20 protein-coding genes, 1 pseudogene and 1 riboswitch are annotated in these 21,266 nt (G+C 53.3%); of the genes and pseudogenes, 13 read left to right on the forward strand and 8 right to left on the reverse strand.

The genetic code is table 11. The features are described 5' to 3' along the window. The first annotated feature begins 96 nt into the window (after positions 1–96). From JWF83_RS24385 to JWF83_RS24395, 3 genes are all read left to right on the forward strand, one after another. A complete protein-coding gene (locus JWF83_RS24385) occupies positions 97–1,086 on the forward strand; it encodes a VirK/YbjX family protein (RefSeq protein WP_413653085.1) in 990 nt (329 codons plus the stop codon). A 30-nt stretch (positions 1,087–1,116) separates the two neighbouring features. Then, positions 1,117–1,569, forward strand: coding sequence for an N-acetyltransferase family protein (locus JWF83_RS24390; RefSeq protein WP_413653086.1), 453 nt, complete (start codon positions 1,117–1,119; stop codon positions 1,567–1,569). A 290-nt stretch (positions 1,570–1,859) separates the two neighbouring features. Next, the gene (locus JWF83_RS24395; RefSeq protein ID WP_413653087.1) at positions 1,860–2,507 is read left to right on the forward strand and encodes a metallophosphoesterase; all 648 of its coding nucleotides are present in this window, start codon (positions 1,860–1,862) and stop codon (positions 2,505–2,507) included. Between the two features lie 104 nt (positions 2,508–2,611). Here the strand turns inward: JWF83_RS24395 and rsmF are convergent, their stop codons facing one another. The 3 genes from rsmF to yebS form a co-directional block, all read right to left on the reverse strand. After that, positions 2,612–4,051, reverse strand: coding sequence for a 16S rRNA (cytosine(1407)-C(5))-methyltransferase RsmF (rsmF, locus tag JWF83_RS24400; RefSeq protein WP_413653088.1), 1,440 nt, complete (start codon positions 4,049–4,051; stop codon positions 2,612–2,614). Between the two features lie 98 nt (positions 4,052–4,149). Beyond that, complete coding sequence (locus tag JWF83_RS24405) at positions 4,150–6,783, reverse strand: MlaD family protein (protein WP_413653089.1); 2,634 nt, start codon at positions 6,781–6,783, stop codon at positions 4,150–4,152. Continuing rightward, positions 6,752–7,996, reverse strand: a complete 1,245-nt coding sequence (yebS, locus tag JWF83_RS24410; protein ID WP_413653090.1) for a membrane integrity lipid transport subunit YebS — start codon at positions 7,994–7,996, stop codon at positions 6,752–6,754. Before yebS ends, JWF83_RS24405 begins: the two co-directional genes overlap by 32 nt. Positions 7,997–8,228: 232 nt before the next feature. Between yebS and JWF83_RS24415 the strand changes: the two genes are divergently transcribed. The 4 genes from JWF83_RS24415 to htpX all read left to right on the forward strand — a co-directional run bounded on the left by JWF83_RS24415 (position 8,229) and on the right by htpX (position 12,698). Next, positions 8,229–8,729 carry a GAF domain-containing protein gene (locus JWF83_RS24415; RefSeq protein WP_413653091.1) on the forward strand — a complete coding sequence of 167 codons (501 nt, stop codon included), beginning with the start codon at positions 8,229–8,231 and terminating at the stop codon, positions 8,727–8,729. 96 nt (positions 8,730–8,825) lie between these two features. Next, positions 8,826–9,518: an RNA chaperone ProQ gene (gene proQ / locus JWF83_RS24420; protein WP_413653092.1), complete on the forward strand. Its 693-nt coding sequence runs from the start codon at positions 8,826–8,828 to the stop codon at positions 9,516–9,518. A 19-nt stretch (positions 9,519–9,537) separates the two neighbouring features. Then, positions 9,538–11,583 carry a carboxy terminal-processing peptidase gene (gene prc / locus JWF83_RS24425; protein ID WP_413653093.1) on the forward strand — a complete coding sequence of 682 codons (2,046 nt, stop codon included), beginning with the start codon at positions 9,538–9,540 and terminating at the stop codon, positions 11,581–11,583. Positions 11,584–11,816: 233 nt separating this feature from the next. Continuing rightward, positions 11,817–12,698 carry a protease HtpX gene (gene htpX / locus JWF83_RS24430; protein ID WP_413653094.1) on the forward strand — a complete coding sequence of 294 codons (882 nt, stop codon included), beginning with the start codon at positions 11,817–11,819 and terminating at the stop codon, positions 12,696–12,698. Between the two features lie 106 nt (positions 12,699–12,804). Here the strand turns inward: htpX and JWF83_RS24435 are convergent, their stop codons facing one another. Further along, positions 12,805–14,175 carry an MFS transporter gene (locus JWF83_RS24435; protein ID WP_413653095.1) on the reverse strand — a complete coding sequence of 457 codons (1,371 nt, stop codon included), beginning with the start codon at positions 14,173–14,175 and terminating at the stop codon, positions 12,805–12,807. Positions 14,176–14,362: 187 nt separating this feature from the next. Here JWF83_RS24435 and kdgR point away from each other — a divergent pair, with 187 nt between their 5' ends. After that, positions 14,363–15,154 (forward strand): DNA-binding transcriptional regulator KdgR, encoded by a 792-nt coding sequence (kdgR, locus tag JWF83_RS24440; protein WP_413653096.1) that lies wholly within the window; start codon positions 14,363–14,365, stop codon positions 15,152–15,154. Positions 15,155–15,214: 60 nt separating this feature from the next. Here the strand turns inward: kdgR and JWF83_RS24445 are convergent, their stop codons facing one another. Further along, positions 15,215–15,451 carry a YobH family protein gene (locus tag JWF83_RS24445; protein ID WP_413653097.1) on the reverse strand — a complete coding sequence of 79 codons (237 nt, stop codon included), beginning with the start codon at positions 15,449–15,451 and terminating at the stop codon, positions 15,215–15,217. Positions 15,452–15,686: 235 nt separating this feature from the next. On the opposite strand from JWF83_RS24445, the gene JWF83_RS24450 reads away from it, so the two are divergent. The 5 genes and pseudogenes from JWF83_RS24450 to rlmA all read left to right on the forward strand — a co-directional run bounded on the left by JWF83_RS24450 (position 15,687) and on the right by rlmA (position 18,909). Further along, positions 15,687–15,965, forward strand: coding sequence for a YebO family protein (locus JWF83_RS24450; protein ID WP_413653098.1), 279 nt, complete (start codon positions 15,687–15,689; stop codon positions 15,963–15,965). A 32-nt stretch (positions 15,966–15,997) separates the two neighbouring features. Beyond that, complete coding sequence (locus tag JWF83_RS24455) at positions 15,998–17,002, forward strand: MBL fold metallo-hydrolase (RefSeq protein ID WP_413653099.1); 1,005 nt, start codon at positions 15,998–16,000, stop codon at positions 17,000–17,002. Positions 17,003–17,542: 540 nt separating this feature from the next. Further along, a pseudogene (locus JWF83_RS24460) lies at positions 17,543–17,687 on the forward strand (DUF2627 domain-containing protein). Between the two features lie 12 nt (positions 17,688–17,699). Further along, on the forward strand, positions 17,700–17,909 hold the full coding sequence (gene cspE / locus JWF83_RS24465; RefSeq protein WP_001062678.1) for a transcription antiterminator/RNA stability regulator CspE: 210 nt from the start codon (positions 17,700–17,702) through the stop codon (positions 17,907–17,909). A gap of 184 nt (positions 17,910–18,093) precedes the next feature. Further along, the gene (rlmA, locus tag JWF83_RS24470) at positions 18,094–18,909 is read left to right on the forward strand and encodes a 23S rRNA (guanine(745)-N(1))-methyltransferase (protein WP_413653100.1); all 816 of its coding nucleotides are present in this window, start codon (positions 18,094–18,096) and stop codon (positions 18,907–18,909) included. Here the strand turns inward: rlmA and mntP are convergent. From mntP to JWF83_RS24485, 3 genes are all read right to left on the reverse strand, one after another. Beyond that, positions 18,906–19,466, reverse strand: a complete 561-nt coding sequence (gene mntP / locus JWF83_RS24475; protein ID WP_413653101.1) for a manganese efflux pump MntP — start codon at positions 19,464–19,466, stop codon at positions 18,906–18,908. The genes rlmA and mntP overlap by 4 nt on opposite strands. A 12-nt stretch (positions 19,467–19,478) precedes the next feature. Further along, positions 19,479–19,653: riboswitch (yybP-ykoY riboswitch) on the reverse strand. Positions 19,654–19,856: 203 nt separating this feature from the next. After that, a complete protein-coding gene (locus JWF83_RS24480; protein WP_413653102.1) occupies positions 19,857–20,315 on the reverse strand; it encodes a DUF986 family protein in 459 nt (152 codons plus the stop codon). Positions 20,316–20,414: 99 nt separating this feature from the next. Further along, positions 20,415–21,260, reverse strand: coding sequence for a PTS mannose transporter subunit IID (locus tag JWF83_RS24485; RefSeq protein ID WP_413653103.1), 846 nt, complete (start codon positions 21,258–21,260; stop codon positions 20,415–20,417). Positions 21,261–21,266 lie beyond the last annotated feature (6 nt).

Here is a 21,266-nt window from a genome sequence, read left to right on the forward strand (position 1 = left end):
CCGCTGAAATACACTGAGGTCTTTTTTATTGATTCATACGCGGTTTAATTATGCTCTGCTGAAATAGCTGCTCGATAAATTATAGGGCACGATATAATGCCGCAACTTATACTGCCGTACGGATTATCCTCGCCAGCTACCGGATGGAAACTTTTCACTGCTCTGGTGAATGGCGAGTTAAAACCAGGCAATGCCTGGCACCGGCCAGGCTATCGGACGAAATATTTTCTGCGCGCTCTGGCGCTGCCGCTATCGAGTTATGGTTTACTGAATAATTTAGCGCAGAATGCGCGCTTAGCGTTGATCCTGAAGGCGCAGCCTGCACTGCCGACAAAACTTTACCGGCCCTACCTGGCGGCAAATTTAAGCCGTCCAACGGTGATGACGGCATTAAGCCAGCACTACCAGCAGCTGGAGCGCTATTTGCCCGCGCGCCTGTTTGAACATTATCTCACTGCCGCCGGGGCAGCTCTGGTGTCGCTGGAGGGTAAAAATGGTGAACATTTCAGGATTAAGTTAGTGGCGATGGACCAGCTGAACAAAGAAGGTGAAGCAACCCTGCTTTTTGAAAATGCGCAGGGCGTACAGCTGGCAACTGTCACATTTAGCGTATTTCGCTATCAGCAGCGGCAAACGCTGTTTATCGGCGGCATCCAGGGAGCGCGTGCGGAAACGCCCCATGATGTGATTCAACAGGCCAGTAAAGAGTGTCACGGCCTGTTTCCCAAGCGTCTGCTGATTGAAGTGCTGTGCCGGCTGGCATCACATCTGGCAGTAGAACAGATCCTGGCCGTCAGTAATCAGAGCCATATTTATCAAAACTGGCGTTATCACTATAAGAAAAAGGCGCTGCTGTTCGCTGATTATGATGGCTTCTGGCTGTCGCTGAACGGTGAACGAACCGCCAATCACCATTTTCGTTTGCCGGCGCGTATTGAACGTAAGTCACCGCAGCAGATTGCCAGTAAGAAGCGCGCTGAGTATCGCCGTCGCTACGCTTTGCTGGACAGTCTGGATAGCCAGATGGAAGATCACTTTAAATCATTGAGTTATGTTCATCGCCGCCACAGTCGATTACTCTATTGATAATTCAAGTGCTAATCAGGAGAGCATCAGATGCTAAGAGTCATGCAGCCAGCGGATTTCGCGCGGTGGCAGGCGTTGTTTATTGAGGAATATGCCGAAGATCTGCGCACCAACTCCGGCTACAGCGACGAGGTAGCCCGTCAGCGGGCGCAAAAGTCACTGGATGATTATCTGCCGCAGGGACTGGATAGTGCGCGTCAGGTGCTGTTGTGTATCGAGGCGCAACAGCAGGTCGTCGGCTACTTTTGGTATCAGCACGATGAACAGAGTGTCTGGATTCTGGATTTTCTCGTGCTTGCCAGCTTCCGCAGCGCCGGTTATGGCCGACAGGCGTTACAGGATCTTGAGCAGCGTTTGCTCGGGCAGGGGGTGCAGGAAATCAGACTGCGCGTGGCGGCAAATAACAGCCGCGCGAAAGCCCTATATGAAGCCTGTCAGTTTCAGGTAACCGGCTACAATATGAGCCGAATATTAACAAAATAAAACAAAATAATTAGCCAGCAATAATAAAGTGCGCCAGCCTGGCTAAAACTTCCAGCAGTAACAGGCAGCCGGTAAATATCAGCACTAAAGTCAGAATAAATTGTTTACGATCGTCCATTTTTACGGAAACCTTCAGCTGTATTTCTGTGGTTGCTATACTTTAGGCGTATTCAGTTAAACAGAGTATCAATATCGCAGATATATATCCGCCATACGTCAGGCTACGCAGGGCATAAATGTCGTGCACTGCAGACCGAACTCGGTTGGGTATCGTGGCACAGGTTGCTGTTATGATCTATCAATACCTGAACGGTGAGAACTGGCGACATATTTATATTGTGGGCGATCTGCACGGGTGCAGATCGCTGTTAGATCAACAGTTAGTGGCCAGCCACTTCGACACGCAGCAGGATCTGCTGATCTCGGTGGGCGATCTTATCGACCGCGGACCGGACAGTCTGGCCTGCCTGGCGCTGTTAAAAGAGCCATGGTTCCGTTGCGTACTGGGTAACCACGAAGCGATGGCGCTGCTGGCGATCACCGCAGGGGAACGCGACCTGTGGGAAATGAACGGCGGCGACTGGTTTTATCGCCTGAGTGGCGCCCGACTGGCGGCGGCGAGGCATACGCTGAAACTGTGTCGCGAGCTGCCGCTAATACTGCATCTTACGCTGGAAGAGCGGATTGTGGTGGTGGCCCATGCCGACTACCCCGCAGAGCACTACGCCTGGGGGCAGGAGGTGAATCAGCAACAGGTGGTCTGGAGTCGCGAGCGCATCAGTCGGTTACAACGCGGCGCTGGCGCGGCAATTAGCGGCGCCGATGACTTTTATTTTGGCCATACGCCGTTGCAAAATCCACTGCATGCTTTTAACCAGCATTTTATCGATACCGGCGCGGTGTTCGGTAACCGGCTAACTCTGGTGCAATTGCAATGATTCCCTTTATTCCTGACGCCGCAGCGGCGTTAGCGGCGCTGAATTCCCGCATCACCACTGCCTTTTGCTGCCTTGCCGCAACGCCAGTGATGTTGGGCATCGGTTTATGCCTTAAACAGTTTGCCATCGCGCACCAGATCGCGCGGGTAATTGTTTTTCAGGCGGTTACTGACTTTTTTCGCCAGCCCAATCGGCTGCTGTTGCCAGGTAACAATCACTTCATCGCGCGGCAACGGCGCTTCAGGATAGATATCGCGACCGCGGTACCACTCTTCGGCTTCCTCTTCATTCAGCGCAACACTGTTATCTGGCGTCGCACGCGCCAGCGCCACGGTGGCTTCATGCTGCCAGCGGTAACCTTTCGGGAAGGTTTCCGCCAGCTTCAGGCCGATACGCGAGAAGCGTACCCGGCCGAGCAAAGGCTCAATGGCGGTCGGGAATAACCACAGTTCTTTATCGCGTTGCCACAGCGACAGCGACGAATTGTCCCAGTACAGCCCGGATTTATTGGCCGCGGCCATTACTTCATCAGTCAGCTTGCGGCTCAGCGGCGTGAACGGCAGTTTGCCCACCTTGTAACCGGGTTTGGCCATCGCCGCAACCGGGGCGATCTTGCGCAGACGCGCGACAAAGAAACCTTCGCTATCGAAGAGTTGCGGGAACACATGCAGATAGCCTTCCGGCGTCAATGCGCGTTCCGCGCCGTCAAATAGCCCGCCAAGCGGCAACACTTCCACCGCATCGGGATAGCGTGCCAGCAGCCACGCGACCACATGCTGATTTTCCGTCTGGTTCAGGGTACAGGTGGAGTAGATCAGGATGCCGCCGGGTTTCAGGGCATGAAAAGCACTGTCAATCAGGTCGCACTGCGTCGCGGCAATTTCCCGGGTACTTTCCGCTGACCAGTTGCGTAGCGCATCAGCATCTTTACGGATCACCCCCTCACCGGAGCAGGGGGCGTCGAGCAGGATCGCATCGAAGCACTCCGGCAGCGCCGGACCAAATACCCGGCCATCGAAATGGGTCATGGCGGTATTACTGACGCCACAACGGCTGAGATTGGCATGCAGTACCTTGACGCGGCTGGCTGAATATTCATTAGCCAGAATCGCGCCGTGGTTGCCCATTCGCGCCGCCATCTGGGTGGTTTTTGAACCGGGCGCGGCGGCGACATCCATTACCCGCTGCGGCTGCGGCACGGCATCAAACAGTGCGCTGACCGGCAGCATTGAACTGGCTTCCTGAATATAAAACAGGCCACTTAAATGTTCGGCGGTACTGCCAAGCGGCAGATCGTCGCCGTCGTCGCGCGTAATCCAGAATCCCTCTTCGCACCACGGAATCGGTGTTAGCGCCCAGTGATAAGGCGCTACCAGCTGGAGAAAATCCGCCACGCTGATTTTCAGCGTATTGACCCGCAGACTGCGGCGCAGCGGCTGCTGGCTGATGGCGATAAAGGCATCAAAGTCAGCGCTGTCAGGCAGAGCCTGGCGCATGACGGAGAGAAAAGATTCAGGAAACCAGACGCGGGAAGAGTGAGTCACTGAAGGGGTCCGTTACAAAAAATGAAGCGCCGAGTTTATCACAGCAGCGGCTAATGCAGAAAAACTGCGGGCGACTGAGGTCGCCCGCAATAGAGGGATCAGCGTGGGATTGCCGTTCCCCATGTCCGCCACTCTTTCGGCTCGCTGTCCAGCAGCAGGAAGTGTTTATTGGAGGTCGCCTGCGGCGCCAGCGGCACCGTTGGCGGCGTGGCGAACTCAATCCCCCCGCGAATAAACTGCTGGAAGGTCCCGGTTTTCACCACGCCGCCGATCAGACCGAACTCCAGGTTATAGCCGGAAGCCAGCCAGAACACCGAGTTATTGCGTACCAGATGCTGGTATTTTTTGCTGATACGTAGCGTGACCTGTACCCGGTCCGCCATGCTGCCCAGCGCGGTGCCGGTGACGGTGCCGACTTCCACGCCGCGGAACAGAACCGGCGTGCCGACGGATAATGAACCGCCTTCCGGCGTATCCACCACCACGCTGAGGCCATCCAGATAACGTGAGTCGCTAATGGTCGCTTCCTGCAGTTCAAAACTGCGTGAGCTCTGGCCTTTACCCGGATCCACATTAATATAAGGCTGCAGCAGCGTTTCCAGATGATTGACGCCGGCTGCGGAAATCTCCGGGGAAACCACGGAGAAGCGGCTGCCGACACGGGCAAAGTCGTCAACATATTCCGGATACATTACCGCTTTGGCGATCACCTGGTTTCTGTCCGGGCTGAGCGCCAGCGATTCCACCTGACCGACATTAATGCCGAGATAGCGGATTGGCATGCCGGCCGACAGTTTGCTGGCGTCAAAGGTGTGCAGCGCAATCTGGCTGCCGACGGCGCGCGCGGCGGTTTCAGAAGCATACAACACGCGTTTCTGATCGCGGCTGACGCCGCTACTGGCGCCACTGAGGTTATCAAAGCTGATTGCCCCTTTCAGCGCCCGGTTCAGTGGCGATGCCTGTAGCGTCAGACCGCTGCCGTTCAGCTGGACGCGGGCGCCGCCTTCGGCCCAGAACACGCTGTTATCACTTAGCAGCTTGCGGTATTCCGGTTTGATATGCACGGCGACATCAAACTCGTTCGCTTTCGGTATGACATCGACAATTTCACCCACCTGGAATTTACGATACAGCACCACGGAACCGGCCTGGATATCCGGCAGGCTATTGGCGGTCAGCATGACGGTGGTCGGTGGCCGATCGCTGGTAATGCCTTCCTCCGCTTTTTCACTGTCAGCATACAGTGGGTAACTGGTTTTCAGCGCCCCTTTACTGCCCGGGTCGAGGCGAATGCCGCCATCTACCCATTCACTGGCGCTGGCGCCCAGCACCTGCATACCGTCGATGCCGAATTTAACGTTCAGGCGGCTATTAATAATAAACTTGCTGTCGCCATGTACCAGCTGGCGATATTCCGCAGCGATAGCGATCTCGAAATTAACCCCTTTACTGTCCAGTTTACGGCTCAGCACCTGACCAATTTTCATGCCGTGCAGCACAACCGGTTGGCCGCCATCGATGCCATAGCTTTCCGGCGCGTTCAGTTTTACCGTCAGCACATCCGGCTGTTGCAATAATGATTCATTGCTGGCCAGTACCTGAAAGTGGTCCTGAGGATCCCCGTCACCAGGCAGCAGCTCAAGGGTATTGCCGGTCAGCAGGCTACTCAGGCTGGCATCGGTCAGGCTGACTTTCGGGCTGCGCATTTCAATCCGCGTGCCCTGACGCATCAGGCCGACCACCGAGGGATCAACGGTTAACTCGCCGGTGACTTTTCCCCCCGGTTGCAGGGTCATCCCGGTCAGCGTACCGACCTCCAGCCCCTGATACATCAGGGGCGTGCTGCCTTGCTTCAGGTTCTTACCATCGGGCAAATCCAGCGATATCACCACGCCGCGCTGGCTGTGCGCGAGGTCGGGGTACAGCGTGTAATTATCTTCCGAGGCGGCCTGCGGTGAAGCGCCGGGCGAATCGAAGGCGATCGCGCCATTTACCAGCGCCGCCAGACTTTCCAGCTGCACTTTGGCGCCGTTCAGGCCGACATCGGCTTTCACGCCGGAGACATTCCAGAAACGGCTCTCTTTGCGCACCAGATTGGTAAAGCGGCGCTCAATCAGCACATCAACGGTTACGCCCTGATTATTCGGGGTAATACTGTAGTCATAGACGCGCCCGACCGGAATTTTACGGTAATAGACCAGCGAGCCGCTATTCAGCGCCCCGAGATCCGGGGCATGCAGATGAATCAGCATCTCACCGGTATTCACCCGGTATTTCGGCTGGGTATCCAGTGCGGCAAAGTTCTCCCGCGGCTCCCCTTTGCCCGGCATCATGCCGATATAGTTACCGCCAACCAGGGCATCAAGGCCGGATACTCCGGCCAGCGAGGCTTTCGGCGTTACCAGCCAGAATTGGGTCTCATCGCGCAGCGCGTCTTTCATATCGTTTTTGATGCTGGCTTTGATCTTAATGGTGCGCAGATCGTCGGTCATGCTGATGCCCTGCACCAGACCGACTTCCACCCCCTGATAGCGGATCGGGGTTCTGCCGGGCACAATACCGTCCGCCGAAACGAAATCGATAGTAATAGTGGTGCCCCGCTCCTGATAGTTGGTCCAGAGCAGCCAGCCGGCGATCAGCAGCGCGATTAAAGGCAGCAGCCAGAAGGGCGATATTCGGCGTTTATTCCTGACCTGAGCCTTAGTCGGTATAATCGGCGTTTCCTGTTGCATGTGCATCCCAAAGTAAACGGCTATCCAGCCACTCAACGGCCATGATAGTGAGAACAACCGCCGAGCCAAAATAAAAGGCTGCCGGTCCCATAGTGAAAGCTAAAAGTTGATCGCGATTAACCAGCGACATGGTCAGGGCAATCACGAACAGATCGAGCATCGACCAGCGTCCTACCCAGGTGACCACGCGTAATAAGCGCACGCGGGTCTTCAGACCTTGCTGGCACTTAAAATGGATGCTGAGCAGTAAGGTCAGCAGCACAATCACTTTGGTAAATGGCACCAGAATACTGGCGATAAACACCACCGCCGCGACCGGAATATTACCGGATGCCAGCGAAAGAATACCGGAAAAGATAGTGTCTTCATGGCGTGCGCCATTAAGATAGATAATTGAAATGGGTAGCAGATTAGCCGGTAGCAGTAATACCATCGACGCAATCAGTGCCGCCCAGGATTTTTGCAGGCTGTGGCGGCGGCGCAGACGCAGGGGCGTGTGGCAGCGTGGACAGCGGCCGCGCTCATCGGCATTGCCGGTATGATGGCAGTTCAGGCACACCTGCAGGCTATCAGAAGGCACCAGCGCCTGCTGCTGCGGATAAAAGCGCTGCCACAGTTGCTCGACATTCAGGTGGATCAGGGTCAGCAGACTGAGCAGGGTTAACACCACATAAGCGATCAGCCCGGTTCCCAGTTGCAGCGCGGCATAATCCTGCACTTTAATGGCGGCGACCGCGATACCCACCAGATAGATATCCAGCATGACCCACTCTTTCAGCCGATCAAGCATCAGCAGCACCGGGCGCAGATTCATACCAAGGCGATCGCCGAAAAACAGGTAGATAATTGCCGTAACCAGCGTCACCGGCGCACCGATGGTGCAGAACGCCACCATTGAGGCGGTAATCACGTTACCCTGTTCAGCCATCTGCAGAATGCCGCCGCTCAGGCTGGCGCTGATATTGGTGCCGAGCAGGCGGATATCGACCAGTGAGCCGCCGAAGGCAAAAGGCATCAGCATAATCATGGTGATGGCCATGGCGGTTAAACGCGTCATCGACCAGTCACGACCGTTAAGAATTTTTGCATTACAGCGTGGACAATGTGCCGACTGGAAGGATTTCACATCTGGTAAGGAAAAAAGGGTATCGCATTGCGGGCAACGCTGATAACGTTCTTGGGGCAGAGCATGGCTGATGGCGTATATTTTCATATTATGATGATGCTTTGCCCATGTAATGCAAATAATAAGCAGTAATTGTTATCGACAGCGGAGTAGTGAAACGCCGTGACAATAACAGATTGTTCTGCAAACAGGTCCATAAGATCCTAAGGTTATCTGAACTGACAGCATGATTCATCTTGTCGGCCTGGGCAAATAATGCTTATTTTACGAGTGATGCGCTAAAATGAAATCGCTCAATAGTTTTTTCAATGGTTAATAAATGAACAAACAAGAATTTTATGCGGATTTAAACCGCGATTTGCGCGCATTGATTGCAGGTGAGAGCAGTTTTCTTGCTGTAATGGGCAATTGTAGCGCGCTTTTGTATGAACGTCTTGATGGTGTTAACTGGGCAGGTTTTTATTTGCTCACGGAAGAGAATACGCTGGTGCTGGGGCCGTTTCAGGGCAAAATTGCCTGCGTACGTATTGCCGTCGGTAAAGGCGTATGCGGCACGGCGGTTGCAACTAACCAGATACAGCGTGTTGATGATGTGCATGCGTTTCCAGGTCATATCGCTTGCGATGCCGCCAGCAATGCTGAAATTGTGCTGCCGCTGATGGTGAATGGCGAAGTTATCGGCGTACTTGATATCGACAGTACGGTTTATAACCGCTTCGACAGCGACGATGAAATTGGCCTGAAAACCCTTACTGACGGGCTTTGCGAGGTCCTTGCGGCCAGTGATGTGGAAAAATTTATTCACATGAAACGCACCTAAAGCGCTGGATCACGTAGCAATTGCCGATTGGCTCATTATAATGTCGCCTGTTCATGCCTGCGCTGGTTGGCAAACCCGTTGTAATCAGGAAATTTCATGGAAAATCAACCTAAGTTGAATAGCAGTAAAGAAGTCATCGCCTTTTTGGCAGAGCGTTTTCCACACTGCTTTAGCGCCGAAGGCGAAGCACGTCCGCTCAAAATCGGTATCTTTCAGGATTTAGTCGAACGCGTGCAAGGCGAAATGGGTCTGAGCAAAACTCAGCTTCGTTCAGCATTGCGCCTGTACACCTCCAGCTGGCGTTACCTTTACGGTATCAAAGCTGGCGCGGCACGTGTCGATCTGGATGGCAATGCCTGTGGTGTTCTTGACGAACAGCACGTCGAGCATGCACGTAAGCAGCTTGAAGAAGCAAAAGCGCGTGTTCAGGCACAGCGTGAAGCGCAGCAGGCGAAGAAACGTGAAGCTGGTGAAGACACCGCGCCACGTCGTCCGCGTAAGCCTGCGCCACGTAAACCCGCAGCAGAAGGGGAACAGCCACGTAAGGCACGCCCTAAGGCGCCTCGCCCTGCTCAGGAACGCGCCGCACCAGCACCCGCAGCTGAAAGCCAACCGCGCACTCAACCCGTTACCGATACCTCAGCACTGCAAGTCGGCCAGAACATTAAAGTCAAAGCAGGTAAAAGTGCCATGGACGCAACCATCCTGGAAATTTCCAAAGATGGCGTTCGTGTGCAACTGGTTTCCGGCCTGGCAATGATCGTACGCGCAGAACATTTGCAGTTCTGAAACGGAGGCCAACCAGGGCATGAACAACTTTTTTAGAACGACTATTATTGCGGGCCTGCTGATTGCGGGCCACGCATTCGCCGCCGAGAACATTACGCGCGCCGATCAGATTCCACAGCTGCATCAGGAACCGCAACACGCGACCGTCAGTGAGCGTGTAACGTCTCGTTTTACCCGTTCTCACTATCGTCAGTTCGATCTGGATAAAGACTTTTCCGCGAAAATTTTCGACCGCTATCTGAATATGCTGGACTACAGCCATAATGTGCTGCTGGCCTCGGACGTGGCGCAATTCGCCGACAAGAAAACCACCCTTGGCGAAGAGTTTAAATCCGGCCAGCTGCCGGTATTTTACGATTTATACAATCTGGCGCAGAAGCGTCGGTTTGAGCGTTATCAGTACGCCCTTTCGGTGCTGAATAAACCAATGAATTTTAATGGCAACGACACCATCGATCTCGATCGTGGTAAGGCGCCATGGCCAAAAAGCGTTGATGAACTGAACGCGCTCTGGGACGCCAAAGTCAAATATGACGAGCTAAGTCTTAAGCTCACCGGCAAGGAAGAGAAAGAGATCCGCGAGATCCTTACCAAACGCTATCAGTTCGCCGTTCGCCGTCTGGCGCAAAGCAACAGCGAAGATGTATTCCAGCTGGCGATGAATGCCTTTGCCCACGAGATTGATCCGCACACCAATTATCTCTCCCCGCGTAACACCGAGCAGTTTAATACTGAAATGAGCCTGTCTCTTGAAGGTATCGGTGCGGTGTTGCAGATGGATGACGACTACACGGTGATTAACTCGATGGTCGCCGGTGGTCCGGCTGCCAAGAGTAAGTCGATTACGGTCGGCGACCGTATTGTTGGTGTCGGTCAGCCAAACAAACCGATGGTGGATGTTATCGGCTGGCGTCTGGACGATGTGGTGGCGCAGATTAAAGGTCCAAAAGGCAGCAAAGTGCGCCTGGAGATCTTACCGGCGGGTAAGGGGACCAAGACCCGTATTATCACCCTGACGCGTGAGAAGATCCGTCTGGAAGATCGCGCGGTGAAAATGTCGGTGAAAAACGTCGGCAGCGAGAAAGTCGGCGTGCTGGATATTCCGGGCTTCTATGTCGGTCTGACCGATGATGTAAAAGTCCAGTTGCAGAAATTGCAGAAGCAGAATGTCAACAGCGTGGTTATCGACCTGCGTACCAATGGCGGTGGCGCATTAACCGAAGCGGTATCCCTCTCCGGTCTGTTTATTCCAGGCGGTCCGGTGGTACAGGTACGTGATAACAACGGCAAGGTGCGTGAAGACAGTGACAATGACGGCATTGTCTATTACAACGGCCCGTTAGTGGTGCTGGTGGATCGCTTTAGCGCATCGGCTTCTGAGATCTTTGCCGCGGCGATGCAGGACTATGGCCGTGCGCTGGTGGTGGGTGAACCGACCTTTGGTAAAGGCACCGTCCAGCAGTATCGCTCGCTGAATCGTATTTACGATCAGATGCTGCGTCCGGAGTGGCCGGCGCTGGGCTCTGTTCAGTACACCATTCAGAAGTTCTACCGCATTAATGGCGGCAGTACGCAACGTAAAGGCGTCACGCCTGATCTGCTGATGCCAACCGGCGTGGAAGCCGTGGAAACCGGTGAGAAGTTTGAAGATAACGCGCTGCCGTGGGATAGCATCAATGCGGCGACTTATGTGAAAACCGGTGATATCACGCCGCTGCAGCCGCAGTTGTTGAAAGATCACCAGGCGCGTATCGACAATGATCCTGAGTTCCAGTACATCATCAAAGATATCGCCCGCTTTGACGCGATGAAAGCGAAGCGTAACACCGTCTCGCTCAATCTGGCGCAGCGCGAGAAAGAGAACCGTGAAGAAGATGCATTGCGTCTTGACCGGGTTAACGCGCGTCTGAAGCTGGAAGGTAAAAAGGCGCTGGCGAAGATCGAAGACTTGCCTAAGGACTACAAAGAGCCTGATCCGTATCTTGATGAAACGGTGAAGATTGCCAACGATTTGGCGAAGCTCGGTGGCGGGCAGCCGGCAGCAAAAAGCGCTGCCAGCAAATAAGCGAAAAGGCACTGCACAGGCAGTGCCTTTTTTATTGGCGTGAGCCATTCAGTCATCGCGCTTATCACGCGGTCACCCTCCAGCACTCTTCCGCCGCGCGCTAATTGCGACAAAATGTAAAGTTATGTCTTTTTAGACACTTAAACGTTAAGGTCGCTTGAAATGCTGGCGGTTACCCATACGATGTATATCCGAATACCGTTACTTAAGCTAACTGAGGAAGATTAAATTTTATGATGCGTATTGCTCTTTTCCTGCTAACCAACCTGGGCGTGATGTTGGTTTTCGGGCTGATTCTCAGCCTGACAGGGATCCAGTCAAGCAGTGTTCAGGGCCTGATGATTATGGCAGGCCTGTTTGGCTTCGGCGGTGCGTTTGTTTCACTGCTGATGTCGAAATGGATGGCACTCCGCTCGGTGGGTGGTGAAGTGATTGAACAGCCGCGTAATGAGACTGAGCGCTGGCTGATGGAAACGGTTGGCCGTCAGGCACAGCAGGCGGGCATCGCGATGCCGCAGGTTGCCATCTATCATGCGCCGGATATTAACGCCTTCGCTACCGGCGCGCGTCGCGATGCTTCACTGGTGGCGGTTTCAACCGGTCTGTTGCAGAACATGAGTCGCGATGAAGCTGAAGCGGTACTGGCGCATGAAGTCAGTCATATCGCCAGCGGTGATATGGTAACCATGACCCTGATCCAGGGCATCGTGAACACCTTTGTTATCTTTATCTCGCGTATCATCGCTCAGGTGGCCTCCGGTTTTCTCTCCGGCAACCGCGATGATGAGGGTGAGAGTAACGGTAACCCGCTGGTTTACTTTGCCATCTCGATGGTTCTGGAACTGGTGTTTGGTATTCTGGCCAGCATTATCACCATGTGGTTCTCGCGTCATCGCGAATTCCACGCCGATGCCGGCGCCGCCCGTCTGGTGGGGCGCGAGAAGATGATTGCCGCGTTGCAGCGCCTGAAAACCAGCTACGAGCCGCAGGAAGCCAGCAGCATGATGGCCTTCTGTATTAATGGCAAAAACAAATCTTTCAGTGAGATGTTTATGTCACATCCACCGCTGGATAAGCGTATTGAAGCACTGCGTAGCGGTGAATATCTGAAGTAAAGAAGCCTAAATGCTAAGGGAGCCATAAATGGCTCCCTTAGCGCTTCTGTAGGAGCGGTATTAATGCCGCCCGCGCCAGTGATTTTCTCCCGCTATGATGACTGCATTAATTGCCCGGCTGCGTCATCCGCATCATGCTGACCATTGCCGCTATGCTGGAAAAACAACCGGCCAGCATAAGCGCGACATGAGTACCATGGTTGCCGAACAGATTAAACATCAGCGCCACCAGTGCCGCACCGCTGGTCTGTCCAAGCAGACGCGCGGTTCCCAGCATGCCGCTGGCGCCGCCGCTGCGATTACGCGGCGCGGAGGAGATGATGGTGTGATTGTTTGGCGACTGGAACAACCCAAAACCGGCGCCACACAGCATCATGCGCCAGATGATATCCACATCAGTGGGCGACGACGGCAATAACGCCAGGGCAAACAATCCGCTGGCAAACAACGCCAGCCCAATACCGCCCAGCAGCCCTGCGTGGTAGCGTTCAATCAGCCGTCCGGCAATCGGTGCCATCACCATGGTTGCCAGTGGCCACGGGGTTAACAACAGCCCGGTCGCGACTTCATTACGGCCAAGCACCGTTTGCAGATAAAATGGCAGCGAGACCATCGCCAGCATCTGGGCACAGAAAGAGCAGACCGAGGTGCCGATAGAGAGCGAGAAAATCGGAATACGCAGCAGATCGACGGGCAACAGCGGAAAGCTCAGGGTCAGCTGACGGCGAATAAACAGATAACCGATCACCAGTAGCGCAACCACTTCCGTCACAATGATCTCCCAGCGCTGACCCTGCGCAGCGCCACTCAGCGCCGATATCAACAGACCAAAGGTCAGGGCATTCATTACCGCACTGGGGATATCGAAATGCTGTCCCAGGGCTTTCTGCTGGTTATCGGGCAGAAAGCGCATCGCCAGCCACAGGGCGACGATGCCGACCGGGACGTTAATAAAGAATAACCACTGCCAGGAAGCGACGGACAGGATCGCCGCCGCCACCGTCGGACCGGCGGCGGTTGAAACGGCAACAATGAGCGAGTTAATCCCCATGCCGCGTCCCAGGTGGCGTTGCGGATAAATAATGCGTATCAGCGCGGTGTTAACGCTCATCAGCGCCGCACCGCCAAAACCCTGCAGCACCCGTGCCAGCGTCAGCATTTCCAGCGAGCTGGAGAGCGCGCAGAACAGAGAGGTACAGCTGAAGAGCACCAGCCCACACTGGTAAATCCGGCGGTAACCGAGAATATCGCCGAGAAACGACAGTGACAATAACGAAATAATGATCGCCAGCTGGTAGGCATTCACCACCCAGATGGATTTCGCCGGGCTGGCATTCAGCTCCCTGGCGATAGTCGGCAGGGCGACGTTTGCAATCGCGCTATCAAGTACCGCCATGGTAATGCCTAAGGCGATAGCGAGGATCGCGCCATAGCGCTGTGGAATGGGTAAACCATCCATTGGAGAGGTCGGTGACATAGCAGGCAATTAATCATAGGTGTGAATATCATCATGCTAATGATTTTTTTGCTTTATTGCACCGCATAATTCTGTGCAAATGTATCGGTAAAAAAATGACGGGTGGATTGCGGTAAGCGGGATTGCACACGTATACTGGAAATGGTGTTCCATTTTTAATAAAACAATTTCAGAAAGGTTGTCATTTATGGCTAATGCGGATCTTGATAAGCAGCCCGATTCGGTCTCTTCGGTGCTGAAGGTATTTGGTATTTTGCAGGCGCTCGGCGAAGATCGTGAACACGGCATTACCGAATTATCACAACGTGTGATGATGTCCAAAAGTACCGTTTACCGTTTTCTGCAAACCATGAAGTCGCTGGGTTACGTCTCTCAGGAAGGGGAGTCAGAAAAATATGCCCTGACGCTGAAATTGTTTGAGCTGGGGGCGAAGGCTCTGCAAAACGTGGATCTGATTCGCAGCGCGGATATTCAGATGCGTGAGTTGTCGCGGCTGACCAAAGAGACCATTCACCTTGGCGCGCTGGAAGAAGAGAGCATCGTTTACATCCATAAGATTGATTCGATGTATAACCTGCGTATGTACTCGCGTATCGGTCGTCGCAACCCGCTGCACAGTACCGCTATCGGCAAGGTGTTGCTGGCATGGCGTGATGCCGCGGAAGTGCAGGAGATCCTGCAGCATGTCGAGTTCAAACGCAGCACCGCGCGTACGGTAGGCAGTGCGCAGGAGCTGTTGCCGGTGCTGGAGAAGGTGAAGGTTCAGGGCTTTGGTGAAGACAATGAAGAGCAGGAAGAGGGCTTGCGTTGTATCGCCGTGCCGGTGTTTGACCGCTTTGGCGTGGTGATTGCCGGTTTAAGCATCTCGTTCCCGACCATCCGTTTTTCTGAAGATAGCAAAAGCGACTACGTTGCGATGCTACATCGTGCGGCGCGCGAACTGTCATCGCAAATGGGTTTCCACGACTATCCATTCTGAGGCGAAAAGCACGGGTGGCAGGCAGAAATGCCTGCCACCCGCTCAGTCTGCTGGTGTCGATCAGTTATCGACGACTTCCCCACTCTTTTTCAAAATCGGGCAATTAGTGATGCCAATAATTCCACTGTCGCTGTGCAGATACTGCGCCGTAATCATGCCGCGCGCGGTCAGGTACTGACACTGTAATCCCAGCCCGGCGGCATTTTTGCTGCTACCCGTCAGTACGCCATAGCCGGTCAGTAACATTGCCAGCCAGATAATCGCCAGTACCACCACAATACGTATCACTGTTTTCATTTTTGTCTCCTTGTAAGACGACTTCCTCATTCTGACGTCGCGCCTGAGCATGGCAGCATGCCGTGAAGCGTGCCCGTCGTCGATCAGAGGATGCCGAAATCGGGAAACAAACTGCTGACCAGCGATCAATTTGTGTGACGTATCTATCAATTCGCGCCTGAGAGGGTAAAATTAGCAAGTTGCGTCGCGCGCTTTGCTGCGACCACTGAAAGAAGCGCAAGAGATTGAGGCATGTATGAATGATATGGCGAATGGCGCAATGGGTTTCGCGTCAATGGGATTTATTGCTGCGCTGGTGATTGTTGGCCTGATCGCATGGTTTTTTGTTAATCGCGCCAGTGTGCGTGCCAGTGAGCAGATCCGCCTGCTGGAAGCGATGCTGGACGAACAGAAAAAACAAAATGCAATGTTGAGTCGTCTGACCGATGCGGTAAGCGGCACCGATAAGAGCCCGGCGCAGACAGAGGAAGACGATGACGAAAAAGATTTTACCCGTCTGATCCCCGAGCGATAAATCTGCAAGCAGGGCAATGAGGAGTTTTAACGATGGTCTGGAAAAACCCGTGGTATGACCCCGCCAAAGCCCACCACACGCCAGAAGGCTTCCGTAATCCGGAAGCCGATTTGCGCCAGCAGGGTGATTTACGACGCTGGCAAAAGGAGCGTAAAGCGCAGGGACTGCCGTTTCCGCCTGCGGGCGGCTATGATGAATTTATTGCGCAATGGTGGCAGCCTGCCGATCTTTCCGGCAGCGATGATGCTATCTGGTGGCTCGGCCACGCCTGCCTGATGCTGCGGATTAATCAGCGCTATACGTTGATCGATCCGGCACTGTCGCACCGTGCGTCGCCGCTGAGCTTTTATGGCCCGAAACGTAAAACCCCCACGCCGTTAGATATTGCGACGCTCCCGGCGCTGGATACGGTGCTGGTTTCGCACAATCACTACGATCATCTTGATCGCCCGACGATTAAAAAAATTCTGCGTCGTTTCCCTGACGTACAGTTTATTGTCCCGCTCGGTCTGAAACCCTGGTTCGTACAGCAGGGCGCGCGGCATATTATCCAGCTTGACTGGTGGGAAGCCGCGCCGCTGACCGGGATGACGGTGCACGCTGTGCCCGCGCGTCACTGGAGTATGCGTTCATTAAAAGATCGTAACCGTTCCCTGTGGTGCGGCTGGACAATTAATGCGGGAAATCTGAGTTTTTGGTTTACCGGTGATAGCGGTTATTCAGAAAATTTACTGGATATCCCGCGCCGTCTGGGGCCGTTTAATGTAGCGGCATTGCCGGTCGGGGCCTATGCACCAAAATGGTTCATGCAGGGACAACACATGGACCCGGAACAGGCGGTATCACTGCATCGCGATCTGGGCTGTCCGTTGTCGATTCCGATCCACTGGGGCGTGTTTGAACTGGCAGACGAATCGCTGGACGCTCCGCCGCTGGAACTGGCGCAATCGATGCAGGCCGCAGGGCTTGAGCAGCGGCGCTTTCAGGCATGGAGAATAGGTGCAAGAAAGTTGCTTAATAATATCCACCAGGAATAATCCTAAAGAAAAGATAAAATCTGATCAGGTTCAGTGGTGATATTTTTTTAAAACCATAAGTTCAAATGGATCGAATAAAACAGCAATCCGTTGCCCCTGCATTTAATTGGGGCAGGTACCAATATAGTCTCCTGATTTTGGTGCAATTTAATCATTAATGTGTACCGCTATACATTTACTGTACAACTTATCACCACAACCATTTCACAATAGTCGTATTGCGCTTAATCAAAAAAATGACCGTTCTTTTGCCATATTTATGCAATAATTATGTTGATTAGTAATGAGTCAGGCTTACGTCGGATTAGACGTAGCCTGTTCTTTAGGTTAAAGTAATCCTGAGTTTAGAGACACGCTGGATGGGCCTGCGCTGCCATAGTTGTATGTAACCGTTGCCCGGAAGTCTGCATATATGTGCAAACTGTGACATTAGTCGTTTCAATAATGTGCGACATGTCTATCACTGTTTAAAAATGGCTTGCCATTAATTAACGGATATGTGATAACGCTTTCTGGGTAAAACGAGGTACAGTTCTGTTTATGTGTGGCATCTTCAGTAAAGAAGTTCTGAGTAAAGACGTTGACGTTGAATACCGCTTCCTTGCCGAACCTTAAATTAGTGCCTCATGCAGTAATGTCTCTGGTTTCTCAGTAAGTAAGCCTCCGGGCGAATAAAACACTCTAAGGAATTTGCAAAATGGCAAAGATTAAAGGTCAGGTTAAGTGGTTCAACGAGTCTAAAGGTTTTGGTTTCATTACTCCTGCTGACGGCAGCAAAGATGTATTCGTACATTTCTCTGCAATTCAGGGTAACGGCTTCAAAACTCTGGCTGAAGGCCAGAACGTTGAGTTCGAAATTCAGGACGGCCAGAAAGGCCCGGCAGCAGTTAACGTAACTGCAATCTGATTTTGATCTCAGCCTCAGCGTTATGTTTCAACACATAACGCCGCTGAATCTGAATAGTGAAAGCCCCGCCACTTTGTGCCGGGGCTTTTTCTTTGTCACGGCGAAAAATTGTTGCAGGATTGCTGGCGCACGTCGTTGATGAAAGGTGTAAACTGCCGCCCTGTTTTTTTTCCGGAGAGCCTGAATGCCGTACCTTTGTCCACTTTGTCAGCAGCCGCTGGCACCTGTTGAGCGCAGCTGGCGTTGCAGTAATCAGCATCAGTTTGATTGTGCGAAAGAGGGCTACGTCAATTTGCTGCCGGTACAGCATAAACACTCGCGGCAGCCGGGTGACAGCGTGGAGATGATGCAGGCGCGCCGCCAGTTTCTTGATGCCGGACACTATCAGCCGCTGCAACAGCGCGTTGCGCAACTGCTGGATAGCGTGTTACCACAGACAAGTATCAGCCTGCTGGATATTGGCTGCGGTGAAGGTTACTACACGGACGGGGTCAGTCAGCGCCTGTCACCGCGCGCAGAAACCCGCATTTACGGTCTCGACGTGGCGAAAGTGGCTATCCGCTATGCCGCTAAGCGCTACCCGCAGATTGCGTTCTGCGTCGCTTCCAGTCATCGCTTACCTTTTGCCGATGGCGCAATGGATGCCGTGCTGCGCATTTATGCCCCCTGTAAAGCTGCGGAGCTGGCGCGTGTTATCCGGCCGGGCGGTTATCTGTTAACCGTGGCGCCGGGGCCGCGCCATCTGCTGCAATTTAAAGCGCTGATTTATCAACAGGCAAAATTGCATGGTGAGAGTGAAGAGCAACTGGCGGAATTCAGCCGCGTTGAGCAGAGCAGCCTGGCCTATCCGATGACGCTAAATGGTCAGCAGGCCACGGCGCTATTGCAGATGACGCCATTTGCCTGGCGGGCACGCGAGGAGGTGTGGCGGCAACTGGCGGCAGAGACGGATTTTGTTTGTGAAACCGATTTTGTTCTGACGCTGTGGCAGCGCAATTAGGCCAGACTGGTGTAAAGAATATGGCAGCCGATGCCGATTAACACCACGCCGCCGAGTATTTCCGCGCGTTTGCCGAGCATCGGCCCGATAAAGCGGCCAAGCAGAATACCGATGGTTGACATAATTAGTGTCGCCGTCCCGATCATCAGCGCGGTTTGCAGGATATTAACCTGCAGGAACGCCAGACTGATGCCGATCGCCATCGCATCCAGACTGGTGGCGATGGCGGTCATCACCAGCAGCCAGAAGCCGTGACGGTATACCGGCTGCGCGTCGGTTTTCGCCGTGCGCAAGCCTTCCAGCACCATACGGCCACCGAGCAATGCCAGCAGCACAAAGGCGATCCAGTGATCCCAGCGTACCACATACTGGCTGGCCAGCTGACCTAAGCTCCAGCCAATAAGCGGCGTAATGGCTTCAATCACGCCAAAAATCAGGCCGGTGCGCAGGGCTTCAGAAAAGCGAGGTTTATGCAGAGCGGCGCCTTTGCCAATAGACGCGGCAAACGCATCCATTGACATACCCAGCGCGAGAATAACTGTTGCGGAAAAATTCATCGAAGTCGTAACCCCGGCCGGGACATCCATTTACACGTGCGCCATCCCCAACCCTGCATGGGCACGTGTCTATGGTCTCGCCTGACAGATGAAGGCCGCAGCTGCCACGTTTATGCGTAAACGAGTATGTTGACAGATGCATTTCTGCGGCTTTGGCAGAAACGGGCTACTCCCCAATGACGCTGGCTACATTATCACAGCAGATAATTAAGATAAAATAAAAATCGTTATTTTTTGACCCTAACGATAATGATTTTCATTAATTATTTACTTTTTAAGATGTTGCAAAATTAAACGTAATGTTGTTAAGGTTTTGTCGATAAAATATTATCCTGACAATTAGTGGAAGTATAAAAACCAAACAAAATATACCTTGTGCTATATTTTAACTTATTGATTTTCAATCAATGTTTTATAGATTCTTTCTAAATCATCTAATTCTTTGACGTGGATAAGTAACTGCCGGTGCTCTAATTGCATCACCAGAACCCCATCTTCGGATAAATTCATACCTTTAATGCGGGAATAATCAATCCAGACGTTGGCATAGAAAAACCCCTGGGATTTGAAGATCAATTTTGGCCGGCGGATCCAGAAGGTATAGATGGCAAGGAACGCCAGTACCATTAACAGAACGGTGGTGATTTGCGCGCCCTGAGCCATTACATTGTGGTAAATCAGAATGGCAATCAGGCCGATAAAGATCAGACTATCCAGCTTATTGCGCCGTTGCAGCAGGACTTTCAGGCGGATTTCCCCACGCCGACGTTCCATCAGGAACTCATCATAAATGGCATACAGTAGGAAAAGGGCGAGAAGGGCGATAATCAGATAATCGGTTAAAGACATACTACAGCTCCCTGAAAGTCGTTTTGTCAGCGCTCAGGATAAACACTGATAAAGCGACTCTGAAGTAAAACCGGGAGCCTTAACTCCCGGTCAGACAGTTTACAGTCCGAGTAAACCAATCCAGTAGCCGAAGATACCAATGGCAAAGAAGCCAATGATAATCCACAGCGCATTCACTTTACGGCGCAACAGCCACATACAGCCAAAGGTCAGCAGCAGCGGCACCAGTCCCGGCATCAGTTGATCGAGGATAGTCTGCACGGTGGTGACGGTGGTTTTACCGGTCGGGTCGGTTATCCGCGATACCACCATCGGGATATTGACGTGCGTCCACTTGTTAACCAACGCCCCCATAACAAACAAACCGAGGATTGACGCCGCCTCCGTCAGTTTCTGCAGGAAGCCGCCGCCCATATCGCTTACGATATCGACACCCTTTTTATAGCCATAGGCCACACCGTAGTAGCGTGTCAGCAGGCGCGCCAGGTTAAACAGCACAAAGAACAGTACCGGGCCAAGCAGGCTGCCGCTCATGGCGATACCGGCACCGAGTGCGGCAAATACCGGGCGCACGGTTCCCCAGAAAATCGGGTCGCCGACACCGGCCAGCGGGCCCATCAGACCGACTTTAATACCGTTAATCGCGGCGTCATCAATCGGCGCGCCATTCGCGCGTTGCTCTTCCATCGCCATGGTAACGCCAAGCACTGGCGCAGCGACAAAAGGCTGAGTATTAAAGAATTCAAGGTGACGTTTAATTGCCGCTTTGCGATCGTCGTTATTTTCCGGATAGAGGCGACGGATCACCGGAACCATGGAGAAGCAGAACCCCAGCGCCTGCATGCGTTCGAAGTTCCAGGACCCCTGGAACAGGTTCGAGCGCAGGAATACACCGCGAATATCACCTGCCGTGAGTTTCTTCTGTGTTGTAGTGGTATCAACCATTTCTCT

This window comes from Pantoea sp. B65, assembly GCF_047308185.1.
Classification (GTDB): Bacteria; Pseudomonadota; Gammaproteobacteria; order Enterobacterales; family Enterobacteriaceae; genus Erwinia.